The following is a 25,390-nucleotide window of genomic DNA, read 5'->3' on the forward strand; positions in this document are numbered from 1 at the left end:
CGTTAGGGTCGCCTTCCTGTGGCCATTCGCATCATGGACACAGTTTTGAGACGGTTTGACGCCCTGACTTGTCACGATTTCTCGCCCCCCGGCGCTCCCTTTGAAGACGCTCCGCATGATTGATTCGGTTCTGGGCGTGGACGGACGCCGACCGGACAGTGGATCAAGGCGACGACTGAACGCGCGCTTACTGACTCAGTGTCAGCCGTCATGAGTTCAGATAGGTGAGGACCGCGAGAACACGCCGGTGATCCCCGTCACTCTGGGACAGTCCGAGCTTCAGGAAGATGTTGCTGACGTGCTTCTCGACGGCGCCGTCGCTGACGACCAGCTGCCGCGCGACGGCCGAGTTGGTCCGCCCCTCGGCCATCAGCCCCAGCACCTCCCGCTCCCGCGGGGTGAGCCCGGCCAGCACGTCCTGCTTACGGCTGCGCCCGAGCAGCTGCGCGACCACTTCCGGGTCCAGCGCGGTACCCCCTCGGGCCACCCGCACCACCGCGTCCACGAACTCCCGGACCTCGGCCACCCGGTCCTTGAGCAGGTACCCCACGCCATGACTGGAACCGGCCAGCAGCTCGGTGGCGTAGCGCTCCTCCACGTACTGCGACAGCACGAGCACGCCGAGCCCCGGATGGGCCTTCCGCAGCTGCACCGCGGCCCGCACCCCTTCGTCGGTGTGCGTCGGCGGCATCCGCACGTCCGCGACCACGACATCGGGCAGCTCACCCTGCTCGTCCAGCTCGGTGATGGTCTTGATCAGTGCGTCCCCGTCACCCACCCCGGCGACCACGTCATGCCCACGGTCGGTCAACAGCCGGGTCAGCCCCTCCCTGAGCAGCACTGAATCCTCGGCGATGACCACCCGCACCCTGTCCTCCACGATTCCCGGCCCCCCCAGCCCGTCTCCGTCTGCCAGTAGTCCAGCATTCCAGCATTCGGACCCGACCGCCCCTGACCAACGGGAATCAACGGGAATCCGCACACGGTACGAAGGGTTTCGGCCGCTGGGGTGGCGGGTTGTCGATCATTGGAGCCGGGCCACGGCGGAGGATCGGCAGCGGGGGCCGATTCTTCTGGCGCGGGTGTGCACACTCCAGCCCGTCCGGCGCTTGAGAACGAGGCCGTTCGTGGGACGGGTAAGGGCGGCGGGGGCGAGCTGCATCCATCAGCGGGTCCGCCGCGGCCCCCGGCGCTCACCCCAGCGCCCGCTCCCCCCGCCACGGCAACTCCGCAGTCACCCGAGTAGGCCCCCCCACCGGAGAATCCACCACCAGAATCCCGTCCACCGCATCCAACCGCTCAGCAAGCCCCTTCAGCCCGGACCCGCCGGAGGCATCCGCCCCACCCACCCCGTTGTCCACAACCTGCACCATCAGTCGGCCCTCCACCCGCCACACATCCACCGCAGCCCGCGTCGCCCGCGCATGCTTGCTGATGTTCTGCAGCAGCTCCGACACGGTGAAATACGCGATCCCCTCGATGGCAGGCGCCGGCCGCTCCACCAGATCCACCTCCACCTGCACCGGCACAGTGCACCGCGAGGCCACAGCGGACAACGCCGCATCCAGCCCCCGATCCGTCAGCACCGCCGGATGAATCCCGCGCGCCAGATCCCGCAGCTCCTGCAACGCCGTCTTCACCTCACCGTGCGCCTCGTCCACCATCCGCGCCGCCGCCCGCGGATCCTCCGCCAGCTTCTCCTTCGCCAGCCCCAGATCCATGGCCAACGCCACCAGCCGGGCCTGCGCCCCGTCATGCAGATCCCGCTCGATCCGCCGCAGATCCGCGGCCGCCGTGTCCACCACGACGCCCCGGTCCGACTCCAGCTCCACCACCCGCGTCGCCAGCCGTGACGGCCCGAGCAGCCCGTGCACCATCACCCGGTCCACCATGGTCAGCGCCCGCACGATCCACGGCGTCGCCAGCGTGAACAGCAGCCCCACCAGCGCGGTGACGGTGATCTCGAAGGGGTTGTCGAGGTAGATGCTGTGGCTGCCGTCGCCGTACAGCTGAAGCCCGCCCTGACCGCCGTACACCGGAAAGAGCCAGAACCACAGCGGATACGTCAGCAGTCCCCACCCGTACGCCCAGAAGTTCACGGCGACCACGAACGAGAACACCGACCACGGGAACTGAACCAGCGCGTACAGCAGCGTCCGCCATGACGTGCCGCTCTTCAGCACGGCCCCCATCCAGGCCATCGCGCCGGACTTCTTCATCCGCAACGGCTCCGGGTCGCCCACCTCCAGGCCCAGCAGCCCGCGCGCCCGCGCGCGCTCCAGCGCCCCGAAGCTCCGGCAGCCGGCCAGCCCCGCCGCCAGCACCGGGATCCCGAGGAACGTCACCAGCAGACCCGCCCCGAGCGACACCATCGTGACGGCGTAGACGAAGAGCATGATGCCGATCGGCAGGCTCAGCAGCACATACCCGAACTCGCGCCAGGTGCGCCCCTCGAAGGGTGCCCGCAGCCCGGCGGGCAGCCGGCGCCGCGTCCCTGCGGTGAACCCGAGCCCGCTGTCGTGCCCGTAGCCCTGTCCGTACTCCGTGGCCATCGGCGTCGTCCGTTCTACTCGTCCCGTTCGCCCTGTCCGGCTGCGGCTGTCCCGCCGTACCTCCACCCTGCTGCGCCGCAGGTCCGCGAACCATGGAGGCCGTCGGCGTCTTGGAAGGGGGGTTTTCCCTACCCCTCGCCGGGAGCGCGGTCGCGCCACGGCAGCTCCGCCGTGACGACGGTCGGCCCGCCCTGCGGCGAGTCGATGACGAACAGTCCGTCGACGGCGTCCAGCCGGTCGGCGAGCCCCTGCATCCCCGACCCGCCGTCGAGGCGCGCGCCCCCGCGGCCGTCGTCCTCGACCTGGATGAGCAGCCGGTCCGTCGCCCGCCACACCTCGACGGACGCGGTCCTCGCCGCGCTGTGCTTGCTGATGTTCTGCAGCAGCTCGGAGACGGTGAAATAGGCGATGCCCTCGATGGCCGCGGCAGGCCGTGAGGCCAGATCGACCGTCACCTTCACAGGCACCGTGCAGCGTGAGGCGACCGCGGACAGCGCGGCATCGAGCCCCCGGTCCGTGAGTACGGCGGGATGGATCCCCCGGGCCAGATCCCGCAGCTCCTGCAGCGCGAGCTTCACCTCGCCGTGCGCCTCCGCGACCATCTCCGCCGCCGAGTCGGGGTCCTCCAGAAGCTTCTCCTTGGCCAGGCCCAGCCCCATCGCCAGATTGACCAGGCGGGCCTGCGCCCCGTCGTGCAGATCGCGCTCGATGCGCCGCAGATCGGCGTTTGCCGTGTCGACCACGACCCCCCGGTCCGACTCCAGCTCCGCGATACGCCGCTCCAGTTCGTCGGAGGGCGACAGCAGCCCCCGCACCATCGCGCGGTCGGCGTTGGCCAGACCCCGCGCGATGAACGGCAGCACCGGCCACAGCACGAACAGCGAGGTCAGCGTGATGACGAAGGTCAGGATCCCCCAGGGCAACCGGATGAAGTCGTACAGCGCCGTCCGCCAGCCCACCGGGTCCTTCACCCTCATCCACAGCCAGGGCAGGAAGCCGGTGCCGCGTCCGGGCAGCCTGCTCGGCTCGTCCACCCGCACGCCGAGCAGCTTCCTGGCCCGCGCCCGCTCCATCCTGCCCAGCAGCCGCGCACCCGTCAGACCGGCGGCCAGCAGCGGGAACCCGATCACCGTCACGGTCAGCCAGAAGCCGGTGAACAGCACCGTCACGACGTAGACGAACCCGATCAGCGCCACCGGAAGGTTCGCCAGCAGATGCGCGATCTCCTTCCAGGTGTGCCGGTCGTAGGCGAAACGGACTGGCGGCAGACGGTCGCCGTCACCTTCCTGGGCCCCCATCGGGCGCGAGAGTCGTTCGGTCATATGGGCCAGCGTGCCGCGCGTCGCCCGCCCGCGCCATGAGGTCGGCCGCCCCCGTCCCCTGGGGAAAACCCCACCCCGGCAGCTCGTCGGCGGCCTTTCCGCATCTCAAGGACGTCTCAAGCGGTGACGGGCTGCTTACCGTCTCTTTATCAGGGCCTAGACTCCCGTGCGTACAGATCGTCGAACAGCAGCGTTCATCAAAGTCGCAGGGAGCAAGGGGTACGGACGTGCGGGAATCGACCGTCGCCGGTCCGGCCGTCGTCGCGGCGGGCTACTTCCAGTCGTACTCGGTCGTCGGACTGCTCGCCGTCGTCGGCGTGCTCTTCGTCGCGGTCGCCTTCGGTGCCGGCCGACTGCTGCGGCCCGTGGTCCCCACCCCCGAGAAACTCCTGACGTACGAGTGCGGAGTCGACCCCGTCGGCGAGGGCTGGGCCCACACCCAGGTCCGCTACTACGTCTACGCCTTCCTCTACGTCATCTTCGCCGTGGACTCGATCTTCCTGTTCCCCTGGGCGACGGTGTTCGCCGCCCCCGGCTACGGCGCGACCACCCTCGTCGAGATGTTCATCTTCCTCGGCTTCCTGGCCGTGGGACTGCTGTACGCATACAAGAAGGGCGTCCTGGCATGGACGTGACGACGCCGGACACCAACGGTCAGCCCGTACTCCTCCCGGAGCCGAAACGGTTGGGCGCCCTCGCCCGCCTGGCTCCCGAGCCGATGAAGGTGGTCCTGAACTGGGGCCGCCGGTACTCGCTGTGGGTCTTCAACTTCGGCCTCGCCTGCTGCGCGATCGAGTTCATCGCCGCGTCGATGGCCCGCCACGACTTCATCCGCCTCGGTGTCATCCCCTTCGCGCCGGGCCCCCGCCAGGCCGACCTGATGGTCGTGTCCGGCACGGTCACGGACAAGATGGCCCCGGCCGTCAAGCGCCTGTACGAGCAGATGCCGGAACCCAAGTACGTCATCTCCTTCGGCGCCTGCAGCAACTGCGGCGGCCCGTACTGGGACTCCTACTCCGTCACCAAGGGCGTCGACCAGATCATCCCGGTCGACGTCTACGTCCCCGGCTGCCCGCCCCGCCCCGAGGCCCTCCTCCAGGGGATCCTGAAACTCCAGGAGAAGATCGCCCGGGAGTCGCTGGGCGAGCGGTACGGAACCGACCCGGCCCGCCCCTCGGCGGCGGCCCTCCAGAGCGGCCTGGTGAAACCGCCGGCACCCGACTCTTCTTCGGCTGCCGACTCTTCTTCTACTCCCGGGTCTCCTTCGGCTGCCGATCCTCGTTCGGCTCCCGACTCTCCCTCGGGGGAGGACCGATGAGCACGGTCGGCTGGCTCCCCGCCCCCGCAGACGAACTGTTCGGTACGGAGACCACCGCCGAGGAGGCATACGACCTCCTGACGGTCGACGTCCCGCCCGCGAGCTGGCTCGAAGCGCTGACCGTGGCCCGCGACCAACTGGGCTGCACCTACTTCGACTGGCTCAGTGCGGTCGACGAACCGGGCACGGGTTTCCGCGTCTCGGCCCACGTCGTGTCCCTGTCTCCCGTGCGCCGTCTGCTGCTGCGTACCACCGTCCCGCACGAGGCGCCGACCCTGGCCTCCGCCGTCGGCGTCTACGCGGGCGCGGCCTGGCACGAACGCGAGACCCACGAAATGTTCGGCGTCCTCTTCGAAGGCCACCCCGCCCTTGACCACCTCCTCCTCCCGGAAACCTTCGAAGGCCACCCCCTCCGCAAGGACTTCGTCCTGGCCGCCCGCGTGGCCAAGGCCTGGCCGGGCGCAAAGGAACCCGGCGAGTCCGACCACGGCGGGCCCAAGCGCCGCCAGATGCTCCCCCCAGGCGTCCCCGACCCCAACGAATGGGGCCCCCTGAAGGGCCAGCTCCCCCCTGCCCCGGCCCGCCCCACCCGAGCCGCCGGCCGCCCCTCCGCCGACCGCCCCGCCCGCACCGCAGGCGACCGCCCGGTCCGCCGTGCGCGCTCGGCCGCGGAGGGCTCGGCGAGCCAGGCGGCGACTCCACCCTCGCCCGATGCCCCGACCACACCGCGGCGTGCGCGTTCGGCCGCGGAGGGCCCGGCGAGCCAGGCAGAGGGTGCGAGCGGTCGGTCGGCGGATGCGGTGACTGCCGATGCCCCGGCTGCTTCGCGGCGTGCGCGTTCGGCCGCAGAGGGGTCAGCGAGCCAGGCGGCGTCGACTCCGGCGGAGGGTGCCCCGGCCGACCGCCAGCCGGGTGCCTCCGGCGCGGCAACTCCGCGGCGCACACGCAGCGCGAGCGAAGGCTCGGCCTCGCAGGCTCCCCGAACCCCGTCGCCAGAAGGCCCAACCAGCCGCCCCGCTCCCACCCCCCGCAGTTCCGACGCCCCGTGGCACCACGCCCGCCCGGCTTTCGACGAGCCGGAGAACGCGAAGTCATCGGCCCCGGAGGCCGAGCCGAGCTCGATGCTGGAGCGGCAGCCGACAGCTGAGCCGAGTCCAGACGCCGAGTCCGTCGCGGAAGCGCCGGGAGGAACCGAACCCACCCCGAAAACGTCTGCTGGTGCTGGTGCTGGTGCTGGTGCTGGTGCTGGTGCTGGTGCCGAGTCCGACGCTGGTTCCGGCCCGGCCAAGGCGACCCCCGGTGGACCCCCCTCAGCGCCGACCTCCTCCGAGGAGGCCCCCGTCGAGAAGTCCCCCGCCACCCCCGAAGAACCGGTCGCCGAAGAACCGGTCGCCGAAGAACCGGTCGTCGAAGAACCGGCCCCGAATCCTGAAGACCCCTCCGGAGGCCCGCAGTGACCGACGCTCTGGACGTCACCCTGCGACTTCTGATCGTGTTCGTCGTCTTTCTCACCTTCCCCTTGGTCGTCGGCCAGACCGAGCACAAGGTCATGGCCCACATGCAGGGCCGCCTCGGCCCGATGTACGCAGGCGGCTTCCACGGCTGGGCCCAACTCGTCGCCGACGGCGTGAAGTTCGCACAGAAGGAAGACGTGGTCCCGGCGGGCGCCGACCGCCGCATCTTCCAGCTCGCCCCCGCCGTCGCCCTCCTTCCGTACCTCCTGGTTCTCCTCGCCATCCCCATCGGCCCCGGCGAGGGCGCCGTGGGTCAGGTCCTGGACGCAGGCATCTTCTTCGTCCTGGCGGTGATGGGTGTAGGTGTCCTCGGCTCCCTCATGGCCGGTTGGGCCTCCGCCAACAAGTTCTCCCTCCTCGGCGGCCTCCGCACCGCCGCGCAGCTCCTCGCCTACGAACTCCCGATGCTTCTCGCCGCCGCCTCCGTCGCGATGGCGGCCGGCACCGTCTCCCTCCCCGGCATCCTGGACGCCTTCCACTGGTGGTGGCTGCCCTGGCAGATCGTCGGCGCGATCGTGTTCTTCGTCGCCGGTCTCGCCGAACTCCAGCGCCCGCCCTTCGACATGCCCGTCGCCGACTCGGAGATCATCTTCGGCGCGTACACCGAGTACACCGGCCTGCGTTTCGCCCTGTTCCTCCTCGCCGAGTACGCCGGAATCATCGTTCTGTGCGGTCTGACCACCGTCCTCTTCCTGGGCGGCTGGCACGGCCCCTGGGGCGCCGACGGCCTCGGCTGGGTCTGGACCCTGCTGAAGACGGCCGTCCTCGCCTTCGTCGTGATCTGGCTCCGCGTCACCTATCCCCGCCTGCGCGAGGACCAGCTCCAGAAACTCTCCTGGACCCTCCTCGTTCCCCTCTCCCTCGCTCAGATCGCCCTCACCGGCATCGTCAAGGTGGTGATCTCCTGATGGCTGAGCCGCTCCCGCCCACCCGTTCCCGCATCCCCGGTTCCGGCCTGGCCAAGGGGCTGGCGGTCACCCTCCGCACCATGACGCGGAAGACCGTCACCGAGCAGTACCCGGACGTCCAGCCCGACCTCCCGCCCCGCACCCGCGGCGTCATCGGCCTGTTCGAGGAGAACTGCACCGTCTGCATGCTCTGCGCCCGGGAGTGCCCGGACTGGTGCATCTACATCGACTCCCACAAGGAGACGGTGCCGGCTGCGACGCAGGGCGGCCGCGAACGCAGCCGCAACGTCCTCGACCGCTTCGCCATCGACTTCTCCCTGTGCATGTACTGCGGTATCTGCATCGAGGTCTGTCCTTTCGACGCCCTGTTCTGGTCCCCGGAGTTCGAATACGCCGAGACCGACATCCACGAACTCACCCACGAACGCGACAAGCTCCGCGAGTGGATGTGGACGGTCCCGGCCCCGCCCGCCCTCGACCCCGGCGCGGAGGAACCGAAGGAGATCGCCGCAGCCCGCAAGACGGCCGAGAAACTCGCGGCCGCGCAGGCCGAGCCCGCCGCGCCCGCCGAACCTGTCGAGCCTGCCCGGCCGACCGACCCCGAGGGAGGCGCGTCGTGACCCTCATCGCAGCCACCGCGACAGCGGCACACGCCACGGCAGCTCAGGCGACGGCAGCCCACACAGCCGCGACCACGGCCGCCGGCGGCACCCACGGCTTCCTCTCCCCGACCGGCGTCGAGATCGCCTTCCTCCTCGTCGGCCTGGCCACCTTCGGCGCAGCCCTCGTCACCGTCTCCACCCGGCAACTGGTGCACGCCGCCCTGTGGCTGGTGGTCGCCCTCGGCGGACTCGCCATCGAATACCTCCTGCTCACCGCCGAGTTCATCGCCTGGGTGCAGGTCCTCATCTATGTGGGTTCCGTCGTCGTCCTCCTCCTCTTCGGTCTGATGCTCACCAGGGCCCCGATCGGCCGCTCCCCGGACGCCGACTCCGGTAACCGGTGGGCGGCGCTCACCGTGGCTGTCGCCGCGGCCGCCGCCCTGGTCTGGGTCGTCGTCGACGCCTTCCGCACGACCTGGATCGACCTGGGCGGCCCGGCCGCCGGCTCCACCGCCGTCACCGGAGCGAGTCTCTTCCAGAACTGGGTCCTCCCCTTCGAGGCACTCTCCGTCCTCCTCCTCGCCGCCCTGGTCGGCGCGATCGTCCTGTCCCGCAAGGCAAAGGCGGAGATGAGCTCTCCCCCTGTGAACTCCCGGGCCGCGACCGGCAGTTCCCCATCCGTCCCTGATTCCCGTAATCACCCGATCGAGGGAAACAGCCCGGCCGAGCAGGAAGGCGCCCGCTGATGCACCTCGCCTATCCCGCCGTACTCTCCGCCCTCCTCTTCTGCACGGGCCTGTACGGCGTCCTCGCCCGCCGCAACGCGATCCTGGTCCTGATGTCCGTCGAGCTGATGCTCAACGCCGTCAACCTCAACCTCGTCGCCTTCGACGTCTGGCTCAGCAAGGCCGCCCGGGACACCCTGCACTCCGGCCAGGCCCTGACTCTGTTCACCATCGCCATCGCCGCCGCCGAGATCGGTATCGGCCTGGCGATCGTCCTCGCCGTCTACCGCAACCGCGGCACCTCGGACATCGACAAGCTCCGCGACAGCGCCGAGGGCCACGAGAGCGACGGCCCCGACAGCAACGCCCTCGCGGCGGAAGAGACCGGGAAGGCTGAGGCCGCCGCGTGACCACGACCACCCTCGCCCTCCTCGTCCCCCTCCTGCCGTTCCTGGGCGCCGCCGCCGGCCTGCTCCTGGGCCGCACGGCCCCCGGCTTCGTCCGCCCGCTCGCCGTTCTGCCGGTCCTCGCCTCCCTCGTGCTGGCCGTGCTGGTCGCCGTGCGCCAAGGCGGCGACCAGGCGATCGACGCCGCCACCGAGCTCACGCCCACCGGCTCGGTCCCCATCGAACTCGCCCTGCACATCGACGGCTTCGCCGCCCTCGTCGCCATCCTGGTCGGCGTCGTAGCCACCTGCGTGCAGATCTACTCGACCGGCTATCTGCGCGACGACCCGCGCTACCCCTCGTACGCCGCCCTTGTCTCCCTCTTCACCTCCGCGATGCTGCTCGTCGTCTACTCCGGCGACCTGATCGTGCTGCTGGTCGGCTGGGAGGTCATGGGTATCTGCTCGTACTTCCTGGTCGGCCACTACTGGGAGACCCCGCAGGCCCGGGCCGCCTCCATCAAGGCCTTCCTGGTGACCAAGCTCGGTGACGTCCCCTTCCTCATCGGCCTGTTCGCCCTTGCCACCGACGCCGGCTCCTTCCGCATCACCAAGGTCCTCGACACAGTCGCGAGTGGCGGACTCAACCACCCGACTCTGATCGCCCTGCTGCTCCTGGCGGGCGTGGCGGGCAAGTCGGCGCAGTTCCCGCTGCACACCTGGCTCCCCGACGCGATGGCGGGCCCGACACCCGTCTCAGCGCTGATCCACGCCGCGACGATGGTGGCCGCCGGCGTCTACTTCATCGCCCGTCTCCTCCCGGTCTTCGAGGCGTCCCGGGCCGCGATGGTCGTCCTCGCCGTCATGGCCGCCGTCACGATGGTCGGCTCCGGTCTCGCCGCGCTCGCCCAGGACGACATCAAGCGCGTCCTGGCCTACTCGACGATGGGCCAGCTCGGCTACATGACCGGCGCCCTCGCCGTCGGCGACCGCGGAGCCGCCGTCTTCCACCTCCTGTCCCACGGCGCCTTCAAGGCGCTGCTGTTCCTCGCGGCCGGCGTGATCATCCACGCCGCCGGCACCAACTCGCTGGCCACCATGTCCCGCATGCAGGGCCTGCGCGAACGCATCCCCGACGCCTACTGGACGATGACCGTCGCGCTTCTCGCGCTCGCCGCGATCCCGCCCTTCAGCGGCTTCTTCTCCAAGGAGTCGGTCCTCAGCGCCGCCGAGCACGTCGCCACCGGCCACACCGGGCACGCCCCCGGTGCCGCGGGTTGGATCACCCTCGTCGCAGGCCTGCTCACCGCCGTACTCACCGCGGCGTACGCGATGCGCCTGTGGCTGCTGGCCTTCCACGGCCGGGGCGTCGAGGCCCCCGACCACGGCCGTCAGCCGCTGACCATGACCGTGGTGCTGTGGGTGCTCGCCGTCCCCTCCCTCGCGCTCGGCGGGCTCGCCTACCGCTCTCTGCCCGAGTGGTTCGACGGCCGTGACCTCACCCCCACCCTCACCACCTCCGTGCTCGGCACGGGGGTGGCCCTGGTCGGCGGCATCGCCACCTATGCGGCCTGGCGGCACACCACCGCCCTCGCGTCCCACGTCCCGCTCGGCGCGGTCGCGGCCCACCCCGAGGGCGACGCCGGACGCGTCGAGGCCGAGGCCATCGCCAGCCACGCGCCTGCCTACGGGGGAGTGGCCTATGCGCCTGACCCGGCAGACCCGGCACGGCTGTTGCTCGGCCCGCTGCACCGGCATGCAGCCGTCGGCTTCCACCTCGACGCCGTGTACGCGGCCCTCTTCGTCCGCCCGGTCCAGGCCGGAGCGAGTCTCGTCCGGTTCCTGGACCGCGAGGTCGTCGAGACCTACGTACGCGGTGCGGGAGCCCTACCGCGCCTGCTCGGTGCCGCCGTACGGCGCGCCCAGACCGGCAATGTGCAGACCTATGTGAGCGCGCTGCTCGCCGGCACCGTCGTCCTGGCGGTCGCCGTCCTCCTCGTCGCCACGGGAGCGTGAGCAGGCGTGATCGATATCAGCGAGTCCGTGATGCAGTTCCTTCTGGCATTCGTCGTCGTCGGCCCGCTTCTTGGGGCCGCCGCCGCTCTCCTGCCCGCCCCGCCCGGGCTGAAAGGGAAGTCACCCGAGCAGGCCGTGCTCCGCCACGGCGTGACCGTGACCGGCGTGGTCCTCATCGCCGTGATCGCCCTCGCGCTCGGCTTCGACCACGACCACCCGTCGAAGATGCAGGCAACGACGGACATCAGCTGGATCCCCGCGCTCGACGTACGGATCCACCTCGGCATCGACGGCATTTCCCTCCCCCTTCTGGTCCTGACCGCGCTGCTGACCTTCCTGTGCGCGCTCTACTCGTACTTCAAGCAGCAACATCAGCGGCTGACGCCGCAGGCCGCGGGCCCGACCCCGAAGGCCTTCGTCGCACTGATGCTGGTCCTCGAGTCCGGCACCCTCGCGAGCTTCGCCGTTCTCGACCTGCTGCTGTTCTTCCTCGCGTTCGAGATGGTGCTGATCCCGATGTACTTCCTCATCGCCCGCTGGGGCGGCGAGGGCCGGACCCAGGCCGCCTGGCGGTTCATCCTCTACACACTGCTCGGTTCGGTCGTCATGCTGCTCGGCCTGCTCCTGATCGGGATCAAGGCCGGCACATTCGACATGGTGGCACTCGCCACTGACAACGGCCGGTCGCTGACCACATCCGTGCAGGTCATCGCCGTTCTGGCGATCGGGATCGGCCTCGCGGTCAAGACGCCGATGTGGCCTCTGCACAGCTGGCTGCCCGACGCCCACACCGCCGCCCCGACCGTCGGCTCAGTCCTGCTGGCCGGCGTCCTGCTGAAGATGGGTACGTACGGATTCGTCCGGATCATCCTTCCGATCGCGCCGGACGGATTCCACACCTTCGCGCCCTACCTCGCCGCCTTCGCCGTCGTCGGGATCATCTACGGATCCCTGGCCTGCCTGGCCCTCGCCAAGCAGGGCGCGAAGGGCGACCTCAAGCGCCTCATCGCCTACTCCTCCGTCGGCCACATGGGCTTCGTCCTGCTCGGCATCTCGACCATGACCCCGACCGGCGTGAACGGCGCCCTGTTCGCGAACATCGCCCACGGCCTCATCACCGGCCTTCTCTTCTTCCTGGTCGGCGCGCTGAAGGACCGCACGGGCACGACCGACCTCGACACCCTGGCCGAGGAAACCGGTGCCGCGCTCTACGGCAAGGCCCCCCGCCTCGGCGGACTGCTCGCCTTCGGCGCGGTCGCCTCGCTCGGTCTGCCGGGTCTGGCCGGTTTCTGGGGCGAGATGCTGGCTCTGTTCGGCGCGTTCAAGCCCGCCGGCGACCTCAGCCGCCCCGCCTACCTCACCTTCATGGCGATCGCGGCGTTCGGCACCCTCCTCACGGCCGCGTACATGCTGGTCGTGGTGCGCCGCGTCTGCATGGGCGCCGTACCGCAGGAAGCGCCGCACCTCGCCGACGTGCACACGTACGAGTTCGCAGCCTGGACCCCGCTCGTCGTCCTCACCGTCGCCGCCGGCCTGTGGCCCAAGGCCCTCCTCGGCCTGACCGACCCGGCCGTGCAGCAGCTCCTCTCAGGAGGCACCCGATGAGCTCCCTGGCCCAGCCGCTGGCCGCGAGTGTGATCCAGTCCGTCGACTGGCTCGCCATCGCACCGCCCACCCTCACGGCGGTCGTCGCACTCGCAGTCCTCGTCGCCGACCTTTTCGTCGCCGACGCCAAGAAGTCACTCCTCGGCTGGGTCTCGGTCGCGGGCCTCGCCGCTTCCGCGCTCCTGTTGCTGCCCCTCCTGGACGACGACCGCAGCACCTTCTGCGTGAACGGCACACACGCGTGCAGCTACACCGCGGACCGCTTCACGCTCGTCATCCAGCTCCTGGTCCTCGGCGGCGCCCTCCTCGCCGCACTCCTGTCGGTGACAGCGCTGAAGGACGCCGGCAAACAACTCCCGGAAGGGGAGTACTGGTTCCTGCTGCTCTCCTCCGCGGCAGGCGCCGCTCTCCTGCCGGCCTCCCGCGACCTCGCGACCCTGATCGTCGCCCTGGAGGTCGCCTCCCTGCCCGCCTTCGCCCTCGTCGGCATCCGGCACGGCGACAAGAAGTCCTCCGAAGCGGCCCTGAAGTTCTTCCTGTCGTCGGTCACCGCGACCGCGGTCAGCCTCATGGGCATCAGCTTCGTGTACGCCTCCACCAGCACCCTCTACCTCACCCAGGTGGCCGACCGGATCCAGCACGTCGACGGACAGCTCCACACGCTCGCCCAGACCGGTGTCGTTCTCACCCTCGTCGGGTTCGCCTTCAAGACGGCCGCCGTGCCCTTCCACTTCTGGGTCCCGGACACCTACGTGGGAGCGCCCCTGCCCATCGCCGCCTACCTGTCGGTCGTCGGGAAGGCGGTCGGCTTCTCCGGCCTGATCCTCGTCACGGTCGTCGCCTTCCCGTCGTACGCCGACGTCTGGGGTCCCGCGCTCGCGGCCCTGGCCGCGCTCACCATGACCGTCGGCAACGTCGGCGCACTGCGCCAGCAAGCCACGCGCGCGTACAGCGCGGTACGACTCCTAGCCTGGTCGTCGGTGGGCCAGGCCGGCTACCTCCTCGTACCGATCGCCGCAGCCGCCTACTCCGACGACGCCGAGCACTCCATCGGCTCCACCGTCGCCTACGCCCTCATGTACGCGGCCGTGAACCTCGGAGCCTTCGCGGTGGCCGCTGTGGTGGGCCGTACCAGGTCCGCGAACCGCATCACGGACTACCGCGGCCTCTACGCGAGGAACCCGCTCGCCGCCCTTCTGCTGGCCTTCTTCCTGCTCTGCCTGGCCGGACTGCCCCCAGGCATCATCGGCCTGTTCGCCAAGGTCACCGTGTTCTCGGCAGTTGTCGGCGCGGGACTCGGCTGGCTGGCCGTGGTCATGGCCGTCAACGTCGTCATCGCCCTGTTCTACTACCTCCAATGGACGGCACTGCTGTTCCGCGCGCCCGAGGGAGAGCCTGTCAAGCACCGTTTCCCGGCGCCCCTCACCGCCGCGATCAGCCTCACCGGTGTCCTCGGCATCGCCCTCTCCGGAGCACCCCAGCTGGTCCTGCGCTTCGCCGGCACAGCCCTTTTCTGAGCCGATGTCGGCCGTCCAGGGCCGCCATCACCCGGACGGCCCACGAACGCCGCCGTACGCACAAGGGAACTAGTGGTCCTCGCCTGGCGTTGACCAGTACGGGAGGGTCCACTGGACGTGACACCACGGCACCAGTGGCACCGGAGATCAGCAAGCAAAGGGTTCCCCTGCTGCACGACTTGGAGGGCGTACCGTGCACCGCCGGCACAACGGGCTAAGGACCGCAGTTCTCCTCGGAGGTCTGTCCGCCCTCATCATCGTCATCGGCAGTTTCTTCGGCCGCATGGGGCTCGTCGTCGCGGTTCTGATCGCACTGGGCACGAACGCGTACGCGTACTGGAACAGCGACAAGCTGGCGCTACGCGCGATGCGCGCGCGCCCCGTCAGCGAGTTCGAGGCGCCCGCCCTCTACCGCATGGTCCGCGACCTCTCCACCCAGGCCCGCCAGCCCATGCCACGCCTGTACATCTCCCCGACGGAGGCTCCGAACGCCTTCGCGACGGGCCGCAACCCGCGCAACGCCGCCGTGTGCTGCACGGAAGGCATCCTGCGCATCCTGGACGAGCGTGAACTGCGCGGCGTCATCGGCCACGAGCTCAGTCACGTCTACAACCGTGACATTCTCATCTCGTCGGTCGCCGGCGCCCTGGCCTCCGTGATCATGTTCCTGGTCAACTTCGCCTGGCTGATCCCGGTCGGACGCTCCAACGACGACGACGGCCCGGGCCTCCTCGGCATGCTGATGATCATGATCCTGGGCCCGCTCGCGGCCACCCTCATCCAACTGGCCATCAGCCGCTCCAGAGAATACGAAGCCGACGCTTCCGGCGCCCAGCTGACCGGCGACCCCCTCGCCCTCGCCAGTGCGTTGCGCAAGCTCGAAGCGGGCACCAAGCAGCTGCCGTTGCCACCCGAGCCGCGGATCGAGACCGCGAGCCATATGATGATCGCGAACCCCTTCCGCCCGGGCCAGGGACTCTCCAAGACGTTTTCGACCCACCCGCCGATGACGGAGCGCATCGCTCGGCTCGAGAAGATGGCAGGTCGCCCCCAGTGAAAACCATCCTGAACGTCATCTGGCTCGTCCTGAGCGGCTTCTGGCTGTTCCTCGGCTACCTGGCCGCGGGCCTTCTGCTCTGCATCACGATCATCGGCATCCCGTTCGGCATCGCGGCGTTCCGAATCGGGGTCTACGCCCTGTGGCCCTTCGGATACACGACGGTCGAGCGCCGCGACGCCGGTGCGCCCTCCTGCGTCGGCAACGTGCTGTGGCTGGTCCTCGCGGGCTGGTGGCTCGCGCTCACGCACATCGTCACCGGCATCGCCCTGTGCATCACGATCATCGGCATCCCGTTCGGCATCGCCAACTTCAAGCTGATCCCGGTCTCGCTGCTGCCGCTCGGCCGTGAAATCGTGCCGACGGACCAGCCGTTCGCAAATCGCTGACCGAGGGGGACGAGGGCGGGGCAACCTGCCCGACCCCATCCGAGTGACCGGGTTTTCCACAGCCCGTCGGTGGTCCACAGGCCGGCCCGATTGTCAGTGGCGCCTTGCATCATGAACCCATGACCGAGAACGAGCAGTTGCTGGCACGGGTGTCCGTCAAGGCGCACAACACCCGCCCATGGGGCTGGCCTTCACTTCCGGAGCCCGCCGACGCGTCCACGCTGGCCCGCGCCGAGACCAGCCTGGGCTTCCCTCTGCCTTCTCTGCTCGCCGACCTCTACCTGCGCATAGGAGACGGCGGGTTCGGTCCGGAGTACGGCCTGTTGCCCCTCCTCGACAGCCCGCCCGCCGGCGAGCCCGCCGCCGTCGTGCAGTACCTCGCCAACCGTGACAGCGGCCGCAAGGACCCCGACTGGCCCTGGCCCGAAGGGGTCCTGCCGATATCCCACTGGGGCTGCGCGATGTACGCATGCGTGGACTGCCGCAGCCCGCAGGCCCCCGTTCTCCTCTTCGAGCCGAATGCGGACAACGCCGACCACGCCTGGTACATCGACGCCCCCAGCCTCATGGCCTGGCTGAGATCCTGGGTGGACGGCACGGGCTGGTACGAGGAGACGAACGAGGAACCGGAGATGGCCCCTTGGACCGACTTCCGTATACGCACCACGGCGGCGCGAGCGTTCTAGCAGCCGCGACACCATGCGTACGACATCGCAGCGCACCCCCTGGTTGGCGCCTGCGGAGATCCCGCAGGCGCCAACAGCGGGAAGAACGTGCCCTGCCCCGCCCTGACTGCCGGTCCGCTATGCGCACCGTCTCCGGAAGCCTTGACCGGGCGCCCCTCGCCCCGACCGCAGTTCGGCCCGGCCCGCCCCGCTACCGCGCAGCCACCCGTCGCCGTACGCCATACGCGCCCAAGCCCACCGCCAGCACTCCCGCGCCCGCGACCACCGAAACCACCGGCAGCGAGAACGCCAGCACCACGCACCCGAGAAGACCCACCGCGGGCAGCGCCCGAGCCGTCGGAGCCGGACTCAGCGTCCAGGCGGAGGCGTTGGCCACGGCGTAGTAGGCCAGTACACCGAAGGAGGAGAAACCGATCGCACCCCGTACGTTCACCGTGGCGGCCAGGGCGGCGACTACGACACCCACGGCCAGTTCGGCCCGGTGCGGTACCTGGAAGCGCGGATGCACTGCCGAGAGCGCGCCGGGAAGGTACCGGTCGCGGGCCATGGCCAGCGTCGTCCGCGAGACGCCCAGGATCAGGGCGAGCAGCGAACCCAGCGCGGCCACGGCGGCACCCACCCGAACCACCGGAACCAGCCCCGGCACCCCGGCCGCCCGCACCGCGTCGGCCAGCGGAGCGCCCGCCTGCCCGAGACCGCCGGCCCCGAGCACGGAAAGGACAGCCACGGCCACACACACGTAAACCGCCAGCGCGATGCCCAGAGCCAAGGGGATCGCGCGCGGGATGGTGCGCGCCGGATCCCGTACCTCCTCGCCGAGGGTCGCGATGCGCGCGTACCCGGCAAACGCGAAGAACAGCAGCCCGGCGGCCTGCAGCACCCCGCCCACGCCCCCCGAGATACCGACACTGAGACGCCCGGCGTCGGACGCCCCGGACCTCAGGCACACGAGCACGACGGAAGCGAGGACAGCCAGCACCACCGCCACGATCACCCGGGTCACCCAGGCCGACTTCTGGACACCGCCGTAGTTCACCGCCGTGAGCGCCACCACGGCCGCGACCGCCACCGCGTGCGCCTGTCCCGGCCAGACGTACGCCCCCACGGTGAGCGCCATCGCCGCGCAGGAGGCGGTCTTCCCGACCATGAACGCCCAGCCCGCGAGATAGCCCCAGAACGGGCCAAGTCGCTCGCGCCCGTACACATACGTGCCGCCCGAGGCCGGATACATGGCGGCCAGCCGCGCCGACGCCATGGCGTTGCAATAGGCGACGACGGCAGCGACGGCGAGACCGAGCAGCAGCCCGGACCCGGACGCGCGCGCCGCGGGTCCCAGGGCGGCGAAGATCCCGGCCCCCACCATCGAGCCGAGCCCGATGACGACGGCGTCGCCGACGCCCAGCGTGCGTCGCAACTCGGAGGCAGAACGGGCCGATGCCATGTCATGCACCCTACTGATCACTGCAACCGGCGAGTGCCACCACGGCGTCCTGTTCGTCAACAGAGCGGGAACAAGCAATAGCAGCAACAAGCACATGGCGCACTGCGGATCTTGACCGAAATCTCACTGTCCGGAAAGTGCATCCATAGTGCGGAAGGGCAGGTTCACGGCATGACCATCATCAGCTGGATCATCCTGGGGCTGTTGGCCGGAGCCATCGCCAAGTTCTTGCTGCCGGGCCGCGACCCGGGCGGCTTCATCGGCACGACTCTCATCGGCATCGCGGGCGCGTTCATCGGCGGCTGGATCTCGGCCCGCTGGCTGGACCACCCGATCACCAAGCACTTCTACGACGGCGCGACATGGGCCGCGGCCATAGGTGGCTCGCTCGTCCTCCTGATCGCCTATCGCATCCTCTTCGGCAACTCGCGCAACTGAGTACGACCGAGCACGCCCTCGGACTGCAGCCAGCAGGCGAGAAGGGTGGGCACCCGCCAGGTGCCCACCCTTCCTCGTGGGCCGGCGGTGGGTGATGGCCGGCCAGTGACCGTCAATCGGCGCTGGTAAGCCAGTGGCTTACCGGTAGTTCACGAACTGCAGGGCGAAGTCGAAGTCCTTGCCCTTCAGGAGCGCGATCACGGCCTGCAGATCGTCACGGCTCTTCGAGGTGACGCGCAGCTCGTCGCCCTGCACCTGCGCCTTGATGCCCTTCGGGCCCTCGTCGCGGATGATCTTCGCCACCTTCTTCGCGTTCTCCTGGGAGATGCCCTCCTCGATCGACGCGAAGATCTTGTATTCCTTGCCCGAGAGCTGGGGCTCGCCCGCGTCCAGCGCCTTCAGTGAGATCCCGCGCTTGATCAGCTTGGACTGGAAGACGTCGAGGACGGCCTTGACTCGGTCCTCGGAGTTCGCCTCCATAAGGACCTTGTCACCGGACCACGAGATCGAGGCACCCACGCCCTTGAAGTCGTAGCGCTGCGAGATCTCCTTGGCGGCCTGGTTGAGGGCGTTGTCGACCTCCTGCCGCTCGACCTTCGAGACGATGTCGAAACTGGAGTCGGCCATGTCCTGTGGCTCCTTGTATCGGTGCATGATGGGGGTGCGTACGGGGGTGTATCGGCGTACGTGGGGGCGGCGCCGAGCCCGGCGTGGTCCCGGGCCGCATCCGGACAAGCCTAGCCACCCGTCGTCCTCCGGGCGCAGATCAATCGGGTGGCGAAGCACCCCTCGGCATCGGGTATTGTTTACGTCGTTGCCAGGGAGCACCGCCGAAAAGCGGTTCGAACGGCAGCAAACCCGGCGGTGTGCCCGAGCGGCCAAAGGGAGCAGACTGTAAATCTGCCGGCTCAGCCTTCCCAGGTTCGAATCCTGGCGCCGCCACGCTGAGAGAGACCCCCTCCGAACTGCGGAAACGTAGAGCGGAGGGGGTCTTTGCGTGCCTCGGGGTGACCTCTCGAGTGGAATCGAAATTAGGCGGCTTGTCTCATTCCCGGCGCGTGGGTCCCGGGGCTGATCAGGGTGAGCGCTTTGGGGCCGATAGAGGCTCCTGCGTGTCCCGAGTTGCGCAACAGCCCCAGAGTGGCTCACGCCTACTTGGACGGGGCGTCGATGAAACGTCTGAATGTCGCTCCCAGGGTCGGTCGGGATGGGAGAAGCAACTGTCTTCGGCCACCGGCTGGCGCGGCAGGCACGGACGACGCCATCCAACGCCCGGGCCGACCGCCTTGCTGGTGTTCGACGGACCGGTCCCGGATGGAGTTTTCCATCTGTGAGGTGAGCAAGAGACGGGCCAACTCGTCTGGTGCATCGAATCCGGGTCGGCCCGTAGGAGGAACCAGGCGGAACTAGTCTCCGCTGTGGGCAAGTTCGATGTCATGGTCGTCCGCGCCGCCGCCCGACACCGTCACCGTCGCTGCCTGCGGCGGATAGCCCGTGGCGATGACCGTGTACGCCCCGCTGTCCAGGTCGGAGAAGGCGTACGCACCGTCGTGGCCGGTCCTCGTCGTGGCGACCACGTTGCCCGCGGCGTCCACCAGGGTCACCCGGGCGTCGCCCACAGGGGCGCCCGCTCCGCGCACCGTGCCCCGGACGTGGGCGCCGGGCCGGAGCTCGACCTCCAGGCGTGTGGTGCCGGCGCCGCCGATCTCGACGGGCAGGGCCAGGGGGCGGTGCTTGGGGGAGTTGACGGCGAGCGTGACCGTCCCCGGCACCAGGTCGGTGACCCTGAACTCGCCCAGCGTGTCGGTCCGTCCGGTGGCCAGCACGTTCCCGCGCACATCGGTCACGATCACCACGGCGTCGGCCACCGGGGCCCCGCTGTCCGCGGACCGCACCAGTCCCGAGAGGCCGCTCGTGCCGCTCAGCAGGACGTCGTACGAGACCGGCACGCCGGCGGCGACGAGCGTCGAGGCATGCGGCTGAAAACCGTCGGCGGAGATGATCAGGACGTACGAACCGGCGGCGGGCACCTCGACACGGTACGCACCGTCGCCCTCCGAGACCGACCAGCTCAGCTGCTTTCCGCCGAGCGAGATGAGCGTGACGGCGGCCCCGGCCACAGGGACCCGCTCCGCACCCAGGACATGCCCGCTCACCGGAATTCCGCCGCCGGTGGAGCCGCTCGCCCCGTCGGGCTCGGCGGTCGCGACGGAAGCCGATGAGGATACGGGCACAGCCGAGGATCCGCTGGAGCGCGCGGCCGACAGACCTGGCGCACCCTCCCCGATCGCGGCCGCGGCCATGACGGATCGGCCCGGCGCATCCTCCTCAGCCAGGCGAAGCGCCCTCTCCTCGGCCGTGCCAGGCGCACCCTTCTCGCCCCCGGCCGCGGAAGGCGACGTATCGGACGCCCCTCCGGCAGCCTTCTCCGCGGCCGCGGAACCGCCCCCGGCCGCGGCGGCCCGATGCCGCGGAATGAAGGACGCGACGGCGAAGGCCAGCAGCGCCGCGCCGCCGCCGATGGCGAGGACGGTCCTGAAGCCGTTCTCCGAGGGGAGGGGGACCCCGCCGAGGTCCGTGGTCATCTGCGACAGGACGACGCCGGCCACGGCGCTGGCGGTCGACGTACCGATGGACCGCATCAGGGTGTTGAGGCTGTTGGCCGCGCCCGACTGCGACGGCGGTACGGCGCCCATGATGAGCGCGGGCATCGCGCCGTAGGTGAAGCCGATACCGGAACCGATGACGCAGGACACCAGTACGAACTGCCAGACCTCGGTCATCAGGAGGATCTGCAGGCCGTAGCCGGCCGCCACGATCAGAGAGCCCAGCATCAGGCTGGCCTTGGGGCCCTTGGCCTTGGAAAGGGCGGCCGAGACGGGGGCGATCGCCATCATCACCAGCCCGGAGGGGGCCATGACCAGGCCTGCGGTCAGCAGCGACCTGCCCAGACCGTAGCCGGTCGCCTCAGGCAACTGCAGGAGCTGCGGAAGTACCAAGGACATCGCGAACATGCCGAAGCCGAGGGCTATCGAGGCGAGGTTGGTGACCAGTACCTGCCGGCGGGCGGTGGTACGCAGGTCGACCAGCGGCTGCTCGGTACGCAGCTCGTACCAGCCCCACAGCAGCAGGACCGCCACCGCCGCCCCGAACAAGCCGAGCGTGGTGCCGCTGTCCCAGCCCCAGTCGCCGCCCTTGGAGATGCCGAGCAGCAGGCAGACCAGGCCGACCGCCATGCCTAGGCCGCCGACGACATCGAAGCGGCCGCCCGTCCGCACCTTGGACTCGGGTACGGCGAACGCCACCAGCAGAAGCGCCACGGCACCCATCCCGGCCGAACTCCAGAACAGCACGTGCCAGTCGAAGTGGTCCGCGATGAGGGCGGCGGCGGGCAGACCGAGCGCGGCACCGACGCCCAGCGAGGCGCTCATCAGCGCGGTCGCCGAACCGAGCCGTTCGGCGGGCAGCTCGTCCCGCATGATGCTGATGCCGAGCGGGATCACGCCACCCGCCATGCCCTGCAGGACCCGTCCGACGATCATCGGGGCCAGGGAGTCGCTGAGCGCGGCGGTGACCGATCCGGCGACCAGCAGGACCAGGCTGACCAGGAGCATGCGGCGCTTGCCGTACATGTCGCCCAGCCGGCCCATCATGGGGACGGCCACGGCGGCGGCGAGCAGTGTGGCGGTGACGGCCCAGGCGGTGTCGGACGCCGGGGCGTTCAGAAGCTTCGGCAGCTCCGGGACGATCGGGATGACCAGGGTCTGCATCAGCGAGACCACGATCCCGCCGAAGGCCAGGACCGCTACGACGGCATTGGCCCGCGGCGCTGCGGACACCACCCCGTCGTCGGCGGGGCGGGGAAGGGCGTGGGACATGGGTCGGGCCTCCGTGGGCAAGGGGCATCGGGTGTGCGCGACATCCTCAAGTTAAGTCAGTTGATTGACTTAAGCAAGCGTGGTTGGGTTTTGTAGGGGCCCGGTGAAATCTTCGCGATTGCAGGCGCCCGGGGGAGTCCATCGGTGACACCACGGCGCGCGAGGTCCGTGAGAAGACCGGGGCGTGCGCCCCGCGCACAACGCGCCTTCCCCCGGGGCACACTGACCCCATGTCCACTCGTCGCAGGCGCTGCCCCGAATGCCGTCGCGAGATCGCCGTCGTCGCCGGACGGTTCGCTCGTCACGACCCGCCCGGCGCGCGCGAGAACGGCGTACTCGTCTCCTGCCCCGGCTCACGCAGCCAGGCACAACTCGGCGCGGTCCAGGCATCATTGGACGGCTATGTCGTCCCGGAGATCCCCGGCCAACTGCCCCTGTTCTAGAGAGGCACACGGCGCCCCGGGCAACCTCAGTTCCCCGCCACCGACTTCACCGCGACCGACACCGGCGCCGATCCGCCGACCAGTTCCAGGATCAGGCCGGCCGTCGCCGGGGTTTCCACCAACTCGGCCAGTACGGCGGCCACGTCGTCGCGGGGGACGGCGCCGCGGCCCGTGTGGGCCTCCAGTCGTACGAGGCCCGTGCCTGCGTCGTTCGTCAGCATCCCGGGGCGCAGAATCGTCGCGTCCAGGGCGTCCTGCCGCAGCACGTACGCGTCGGCCTCGCCCTTCGCGCGCAAGTACACGTCGAAGATGTCGTCCCCCTGGTGCGCGGGATCGGCGCCCATCGACGAGACGACCACGTGTCGTCGTACGCCCGCCCGAACCGCCGCGTCCGCGAACAGGATCGCCGCCCCCTTGTCCACCGTGTCCTTGCGGGCCGCCCCGCTGCCCGGACCCGCGCCCGCCGCGAACACCGCCGCATCGGCGCCCTGCAGATGTGCCGCGACCTCCTCGACCGAGGCCGACTCCAGATCCAGCAGAACCGGTTCGGCGCCCGCCTCCCGCAGGTCGTCGCCCTGTTCGGCGTGACGGATGATCCCCGCAACCTCTTCTCCGCGCGCAGCGAGCAGCCGCTCCAGCCGCAGCGCGATCTGACCATGACCACCAGCGATGACAATGCGCATGTTTCCGACCGTACGCCCGGACGGCCGCGTCCGCCGCACGACTTGAGCCACGCCTCAGGGTGCGCATCCGGAGCGCACAGGTGGAGGGTGCGCGCTGGGCGCATGAGCCCCGGTCATGCGCTGCCGGCGCTCGCCTCTGATGCAGGCGCTGCGCGCTCGCTCCGTGCCGGGGACCTCGGACGAGGCTCTGGTGGCACGCGTCTCCGGCGTGCGAACCGACGGCCTGGCTCCGCGTCGGTATGCCGGTGGGGCGAAGTGCGGTGCGCGAGTGGGCGGCGCACAGTCCCAGCGCAAGCGCCCGGCGCACAACCCTCATATCGAGCGCTCAAGCGCCCCTGACGCCTACACGTGACGCCTACATGCGCCCCCCCAACGCGCCCCTAGCGCTCATTGAGAGGACTCACTGCCCCGCACCGCGAGCACCACACCGCGCACACCCCACAAGCGCGCCTCACGACTCGCGCCTCACCACACGCACCCCAACCCCAACCCCCATTCTCAACCCCCGCCCTCAACCCCTCACGACAACTCCCCCCGCCCCTGCCGAGGCAACCCGAGCTCCGCCGCCGCCGCAGAGTTGCAGTACTCCCGGACCGCGCTCGTCCGCGCCACCACCCGCCCCCGATGCACCACGATGCGGCTGTACGCCAGCGACAACGCCCCCGCCAGCCGGTCGCCCCGCAGGGCCAGCAACTCGGCCGGGAAACCCGCCTCCACGCGCACCTCAGGCAGTCCCATGACCGACCGCGCCGAGGAGCTCACCGCGTCGTACGAGTCCTCCGGCCGCAGCCCGTACCGTGAGGCCAGCAGATAGGCCGCCTCCAAGGGGTCCCCGCGGCCCACCGGGTTCGACACGTCGCGCAGGGCGCCGCTGCCCGCGGCCACCCGTACGCCGGCCGCCCGCAGCAGCCGTACCGGGGCCGTGTCGCGCTCGTCGGTGCCGCCGCAGCCGCCCTGAGGCAGACACACCACCCCTACGCCGGCCGCCGCGAGCTGGTCGGCGGTGCGCCGGGCCGTCTCGGCTGCCAGTCGGCCGAGGCCGCCGCACGGTCCGAGCGTCACCCCGGGACGCAGGCCGCCGGCCATCGCGACGATGCGGGCGAGGCGGGCCGGATCGGTGGCGTCGGTGTGCAGGTCGACAGGGCAGCCGTGTTCGGAGGCGACCTCCAGGACCGCCTCCACGTACCCGGTCGGATCCGGGTCCAGGTCCGGACAGCCACCCACCACGGAAGCGCCCATCTTCAGGGCGTCCCGCAGCATCGCCAGCCCGTCCGCCCCTGCCACGCCGGTCAGCAGCCGCGGCATCGCCACCGCCGTGAGTTCCGTCAGTCCGCGCAGTGAACGCCGCGCCTGCAGCACGGAGCCCAGCGCTCCCAGCCCCTGGACGTCGCCCACGCGCACGTGTGCCCGCAGCGCGGTCGCCCCGTGTCCCAGCTGCAACAACGCCGCCTCGGTGGCCCGACGCTGGACGTCCAGGGGCTCGTACGAGGCCGGACCGTCGCCCTCGGCGGACAAGGCGGTGTCCCCGTGCGCGTGCGGCTCGGCCGGGGCCGGCAGCAGCAGATAGCCGCTGAGATCCACGCGCATGCCGCAGTCCCGCATTCCGCCGACAGCCAGACTTCCCGCCGTGCCGACCGCCTCGATGCGCCCGCCAGCCAGCCGTACGTCCACGGTCCGGCCGTCGGTCAGCCGAGCCCCGCACAGCAGCAGGGCGGCCGGGTCGCCCGCCCGTCCCGAGGAGCCCGGAGAACCCGAGGAACCCGATGAGGAGGACGAGCCCGACGAGGAGGACGAGTGGGGTTGCTGCGGCTGGCTGTCGGGCATCGCGTTCCAGGGGCTAGGGGCTAGGGGCTAGGGGGCTAGGGGGCTAGGGGGCTGCGCAGGGGGACGCAAGATCACGCAGAGTGAGTC

23 protein-coding genes and 1 tRNA gene are annotated in these 25,390 nt (G+C 70.3%); 16 read left to right on the top strand and 8 right to left on the bottom strand.

The genetic code is table 11. The annotated features are described in order from the left end of the window. Positions 1 to 208: 208 nt before the first annotated feature. The 3 genes from LJ657_RS21420 to LJ657_RS21430 all read right to left on the bottom strand — a co-directional run bounded on the left by LJ657_RS21420 (position 209) and on the right by LJ657_RS21430 (position 3,874). Complete coding sequence (locus tag LJ657_RS21420) at positions 209 to 868, bottom strand: response regulator (RefSeq protein WP_308117070.1); 660 nt, start codon at positions 866 to 868, stop codon at positions 209 to 211. Between the two features lie 325 nt (positions 869 to 1,193). Beyond that, positions 1,194 to 2,552: a sensor histidine kinase gene (locus tag LJ657_RS21425; protein ID WP_232650376.1), complete on the bottom strand. Its 1,359-nt coding sequence runs from the start codon at positions 2,550 to 2,552 to the stop codon at positions 1,194 to 1,196. A 128-nt stretch (positions 2,553 to 2,680) separates the two neighbouring features. Then, the gene (locus tag LJ657_RS21430; protein WP_232650377.1) at positions 2,681 to 3,874 is read right to left on the bottom strand and encodes a sensor histidine kinase; all 1,194 of its coding nucleotides are present in this window, start codon (positions 3,872 to 3,874) and stop codon (positions 2,681 to 2,683) included. A gap of 227 nt (positions 3,875 to 4,101) precedes the next feature. Here LJ657_RS21430 and LJ657_RS21435 point away from each other — a divergent pair, with 227 nt between their 5' ends. The 13 genes from LJ657_RS21435 (at position 4,102) to LJ657_RS21495 (ending at position 16,596) form a co-directional block, all read left to right on the top strand. Next, complete coding sequence (locus tag LJ657_RS21435; RefSeq protein WP_232650378.1) at positions 4,102 to 4,509, top strand: NADH-quinone oxidoreductase subunit A; 408 nt, start codon at positions 4,102 to 4,104, stop codon at positions 4,507 to 4,509. After that, positions 4,500 to 5,192 (top strand): NADH-quinone oxidoreductase subunit B, encoded by a 693-nt coding sequence (locus LJ657_RS21440; protein WP_232650379.1) that lies wholly within the window; start codon positions 4,500 to 4,502, stop codon positions 5,190 to 5,192. The genes LJ657_RS21435 and LJ657_RS21440 overlap by 10 nt, the downstream gene beginning before the upstream one ends. Next, a complete protein-coding gene (locus LJ657_RS21445; protein ID WP_232650380.1) occupies positions 5,189 to 6,649 on the top strand; it encodes an NADH-quinone oxidoreductase subunit C in 1,461 nt (486 codons plus the stop codon). Before LJ657_RS21440 ends, LJ657_RS21445 begins: the two co-directional genes overlap by 4 nt. Further along, entirely contained in the window at positions 6,646 to 7,614 is a 969-nt protein-coding gene (locus tag LJ657_RS21450; protein ID WP_232650381.1) for a complex I subunit 1/NuoH family protein, read from the top strand. Before LJ657_RS21445 ends, LJ657_RS21450 begins: the two co-directional genes overlap by 4 nt. Then, positions 7,614 to 8,234: a NuoI/complex I 23 kDa subunit family protein gene (locus LJ657_RS21455; protein WP_232650382.1), complete on the top strand. Its 621-nt coding sequence runs from the start codon at positions 7,614 to 7,616 to the stop codon at positions 8,232 to 8,234. Before LJ657_RS21450 ends, LJ657_RS21455 begins: the two co-directional genes overlap by 1 nt. Continuing rightward, complete coding sequence (locus tag LJ657_RS21460) at positions 8,231 to 8,962, top strand: NADH-quinone oxidoreductase subunit J family protein (protein WP_372487944.1); 732 nt, start codon at positions 8,231 to 8,233, stop codon at positions 8,960 to 8,962. The genes LJ657_RS21455 and LJ657_RS21460 overlap by 4 nt, the downstream gene beginning before the upstream one ends. Beyond that, on the top strand, positions 8,962 to 9,351 hold the full coding sequence (gene nuoK / locus LJ657_RS21465) for an NADH-quinone oxidoreductase subunit NuoK (protein WP_232650383.1): 390 nt from the start codon (positions 8,962 to 8,964) through the stop codon (positions 9,349 to 9,351). Before LJ657_RS21460 ends, nuoK begins: the two co-directional genes overlap by 1 nt. Continuing rightward, on the top strand, positions 9,348 to 11,342 hold the full coding sequence (locus LJ657_RS21470) for an NADH-quinone oxidoreductase subunit 5 family protein (RefSeq protein ID WP_232650384.1): 1,995 nt from the start codon (positions 9,348 to 9,350) through the stop codon (positions 11,340 to 11,342). The genes nuoK and LJ657_RS21470 overlap by 4 nt, the downstream gene beginning before the upstream one ends. Positions 11,343 to 11,348: 6 nt before the next feature. Continuing rightward, positions 11,349 to 12,947, top strand: a complete 1,599-nt coding sequence (locus tag LJ657_RS21475) for an NADH-quinone oxidoreductase subunit M (protein ID WP_232650385.1) — start codon at positions 11,349 to 11,351, stop codon at positions 12,945 to 12,947. Beyond that, positions 12,944 to 14,464 carry an NADH-quinone oxidoreductase subunit N gene (locus LJ657_RS21480; protein ID WP_232650386.1) on the top strand — a complete coding sequence of 507 codons (1,521 nt, stop codon included), beginning with the start codon at positions 12,944 to 12,946 and terminating at the stop codon, positions 14,462 to 14,464. The genes LJ657_RS21475 and LJ657_RS21480 overlap by 4 nt, the downstream gene beginning before the upstream one ends. Positions 14,465 to 14,657: 193 nt before the next feature. Next, positions 14,658 to 15,521, top strand: coding sequence for a zinc metalloprotease HtpX (gene htpX / locus LJ657_RS21485; RefSeq protein ID WP_232650387.1), 864 nt, complete (start codon positions 14,658 to 14,660; stop codon positions 15,519 to 15,521). Next, positions 15,518 to 15,910, top strand: a complete 393-nt coding sequence (locus tag LJ657_RS21490; protein ID WP_232650388.1) for a YccF domain-containing protein — start codon at positions 15,518 to 15,520, stop codon at positions 15,908 to 15,910. Before htpX ends, LJ657_RS21490 begins: the two co-directional genes overlap by 4 nt. Positions 15,911 to 16,029: 119 nt before the next feature. After that, positions 16,030 to 16,596 carry an SMI1/KNR4 family protein gene (locus LJ657_RS21495; RefSeq protein ID WP_232650389.1) on the top strand — a complete coding sequence of 189 codons (567 nt, stop codon included), beginning with the start codon at positions 16,030 to 16,032 and terminating at the stop codon, positions 16,594 to 16,596. A 190-nt stretch (positions 16,597 to 16,786) separates the two neighbouring features. Here the strand turns inward: LJ657_RS21495 and LJ657_RS21500 are convergent, their stop codons facing one another. Further along, positions 16,787 to 18,037 carry an APC family permease gene (locus tag LJ657_RS21500; protein WP_232650390.1) on the bottom strand — a complete coding sequence of 417 codons (1,251 nt, stop codon included), beginning with the start codon at positions 18,035 to 18,037 and terminating at the stop codon, positions 16,787 to 16,789. Positions 18,038 to 18,208: 171 nt separating this feature from the next. On the opposite strand from LJ657_RS21500, the gene LJ657_RS21505 reads away from it, so the two are divergent. Continuing rightward, positions 18,209 to 18,475, top strand: coding sequence for a GlsB/YeaQ/YmgE family stress response membrane protein (locus LJ657_RS21505; protein WP_232650391.1), 267 nt, complete (start codon positions 18,209 to 18,211; stop codon positions 18,473 to 18,475). 138 nt (positions 18,476 to 18,613) lie between these two features. Here the strand turns inward: LJ657_RS21505 and LJ657_RS21510 are convergent, their stop codons facing one another. Next, complete coding sequence (locus LJ657_RS21510; RefSeq protein WP_232650392.1) at positions 18,614 to 19,102, bottom strand: YajQ family cyclic di-GMP-binding protein; 489 nt, start codon at positions 19,100 to 19,102, stop codon at positions 18,614 to 18,616. 233 nt (positions 19,103 to 19,335) lie between these two features. Here LJ657_RS21510 and LJ657_RS21515 point away from each other — a divergent pair. Next, positions 19,336 to 19,417 (top strand) — tRNA-Tyr (locus tag LJ657_RS21515). A gap of 464 nt (positions 19,418 to 19,881) precedes the next feature. Here the strand turns inward: LJ657_RS21515 and LJ657_RS21520 are convergent. Beyond that, the gene (locus LJ657_RS21520; protein WP_232650393.1) at positions 19,882 to 22,353 is read right to left on the bottom strand and encodes an MFS transporter; all 2,472 of its coding nucleotides are present in this window, start codon (positions 22,351 to 22,353) and stop codon (positions 19,882 to 19,884) included. 230 nt (positions 22,354 to 22,583) lie between these two features. On the opposite strand from LJ657_RS21520, the gene LJ657_RS21525 reads away from it, so the two are divergent. Further along, positions 22,584 to 22,796, top strand: coding sequence for a hypothetical protein (locus LJ657_RS21525; RefSeq protein WP_232650394.1), 213 nt, complete (start codon positions 22,584 to 22,586; stop codon positions 22,794 to 22,796). 26 nt (positions 22,797 to 22,822) lie between these two features. On the opposite strand, the gene LJ657_RS21530 is transcribed toward LJ657_RS21525, so the two are convergent. Next, positions 22,823 to 23,479, bottom strand: a complete 657-nt coding sequence (locus tag LJ657_RS21530; protein WP_232650395.1) for an NAD(P)H-binding protein — start codon at positions 23,477 to 23,479, stop codon at positions 22,823 to 22,825. A 519-nt stretch (positions 23,480 to 23,998) separates the two neighbouring features. Then, positions 23,999 to 25,303 (bottom strand): amidohydrolase family protein, encoded by a 1,305-nt coding sequence (locus tag LJ657_RS21535; protein WP_232650396.1) that lies wholly within the window; start codon positions 25,301 to 25,303, stop codon positions 23,999 to 24,001. Positions 25,304 to 25,390 lie beyond the last annotated feature (87 nt).

The sequence above is a fragment of the Streptomyces guryensis genome, assembly GCF_021261325.1.
Lineage (GTDB): Bacteria > Actinomycetota > Actinomycetes > Streptomycetales > Streptomycetaceae > Streptomyces > Streptomyces guryensis.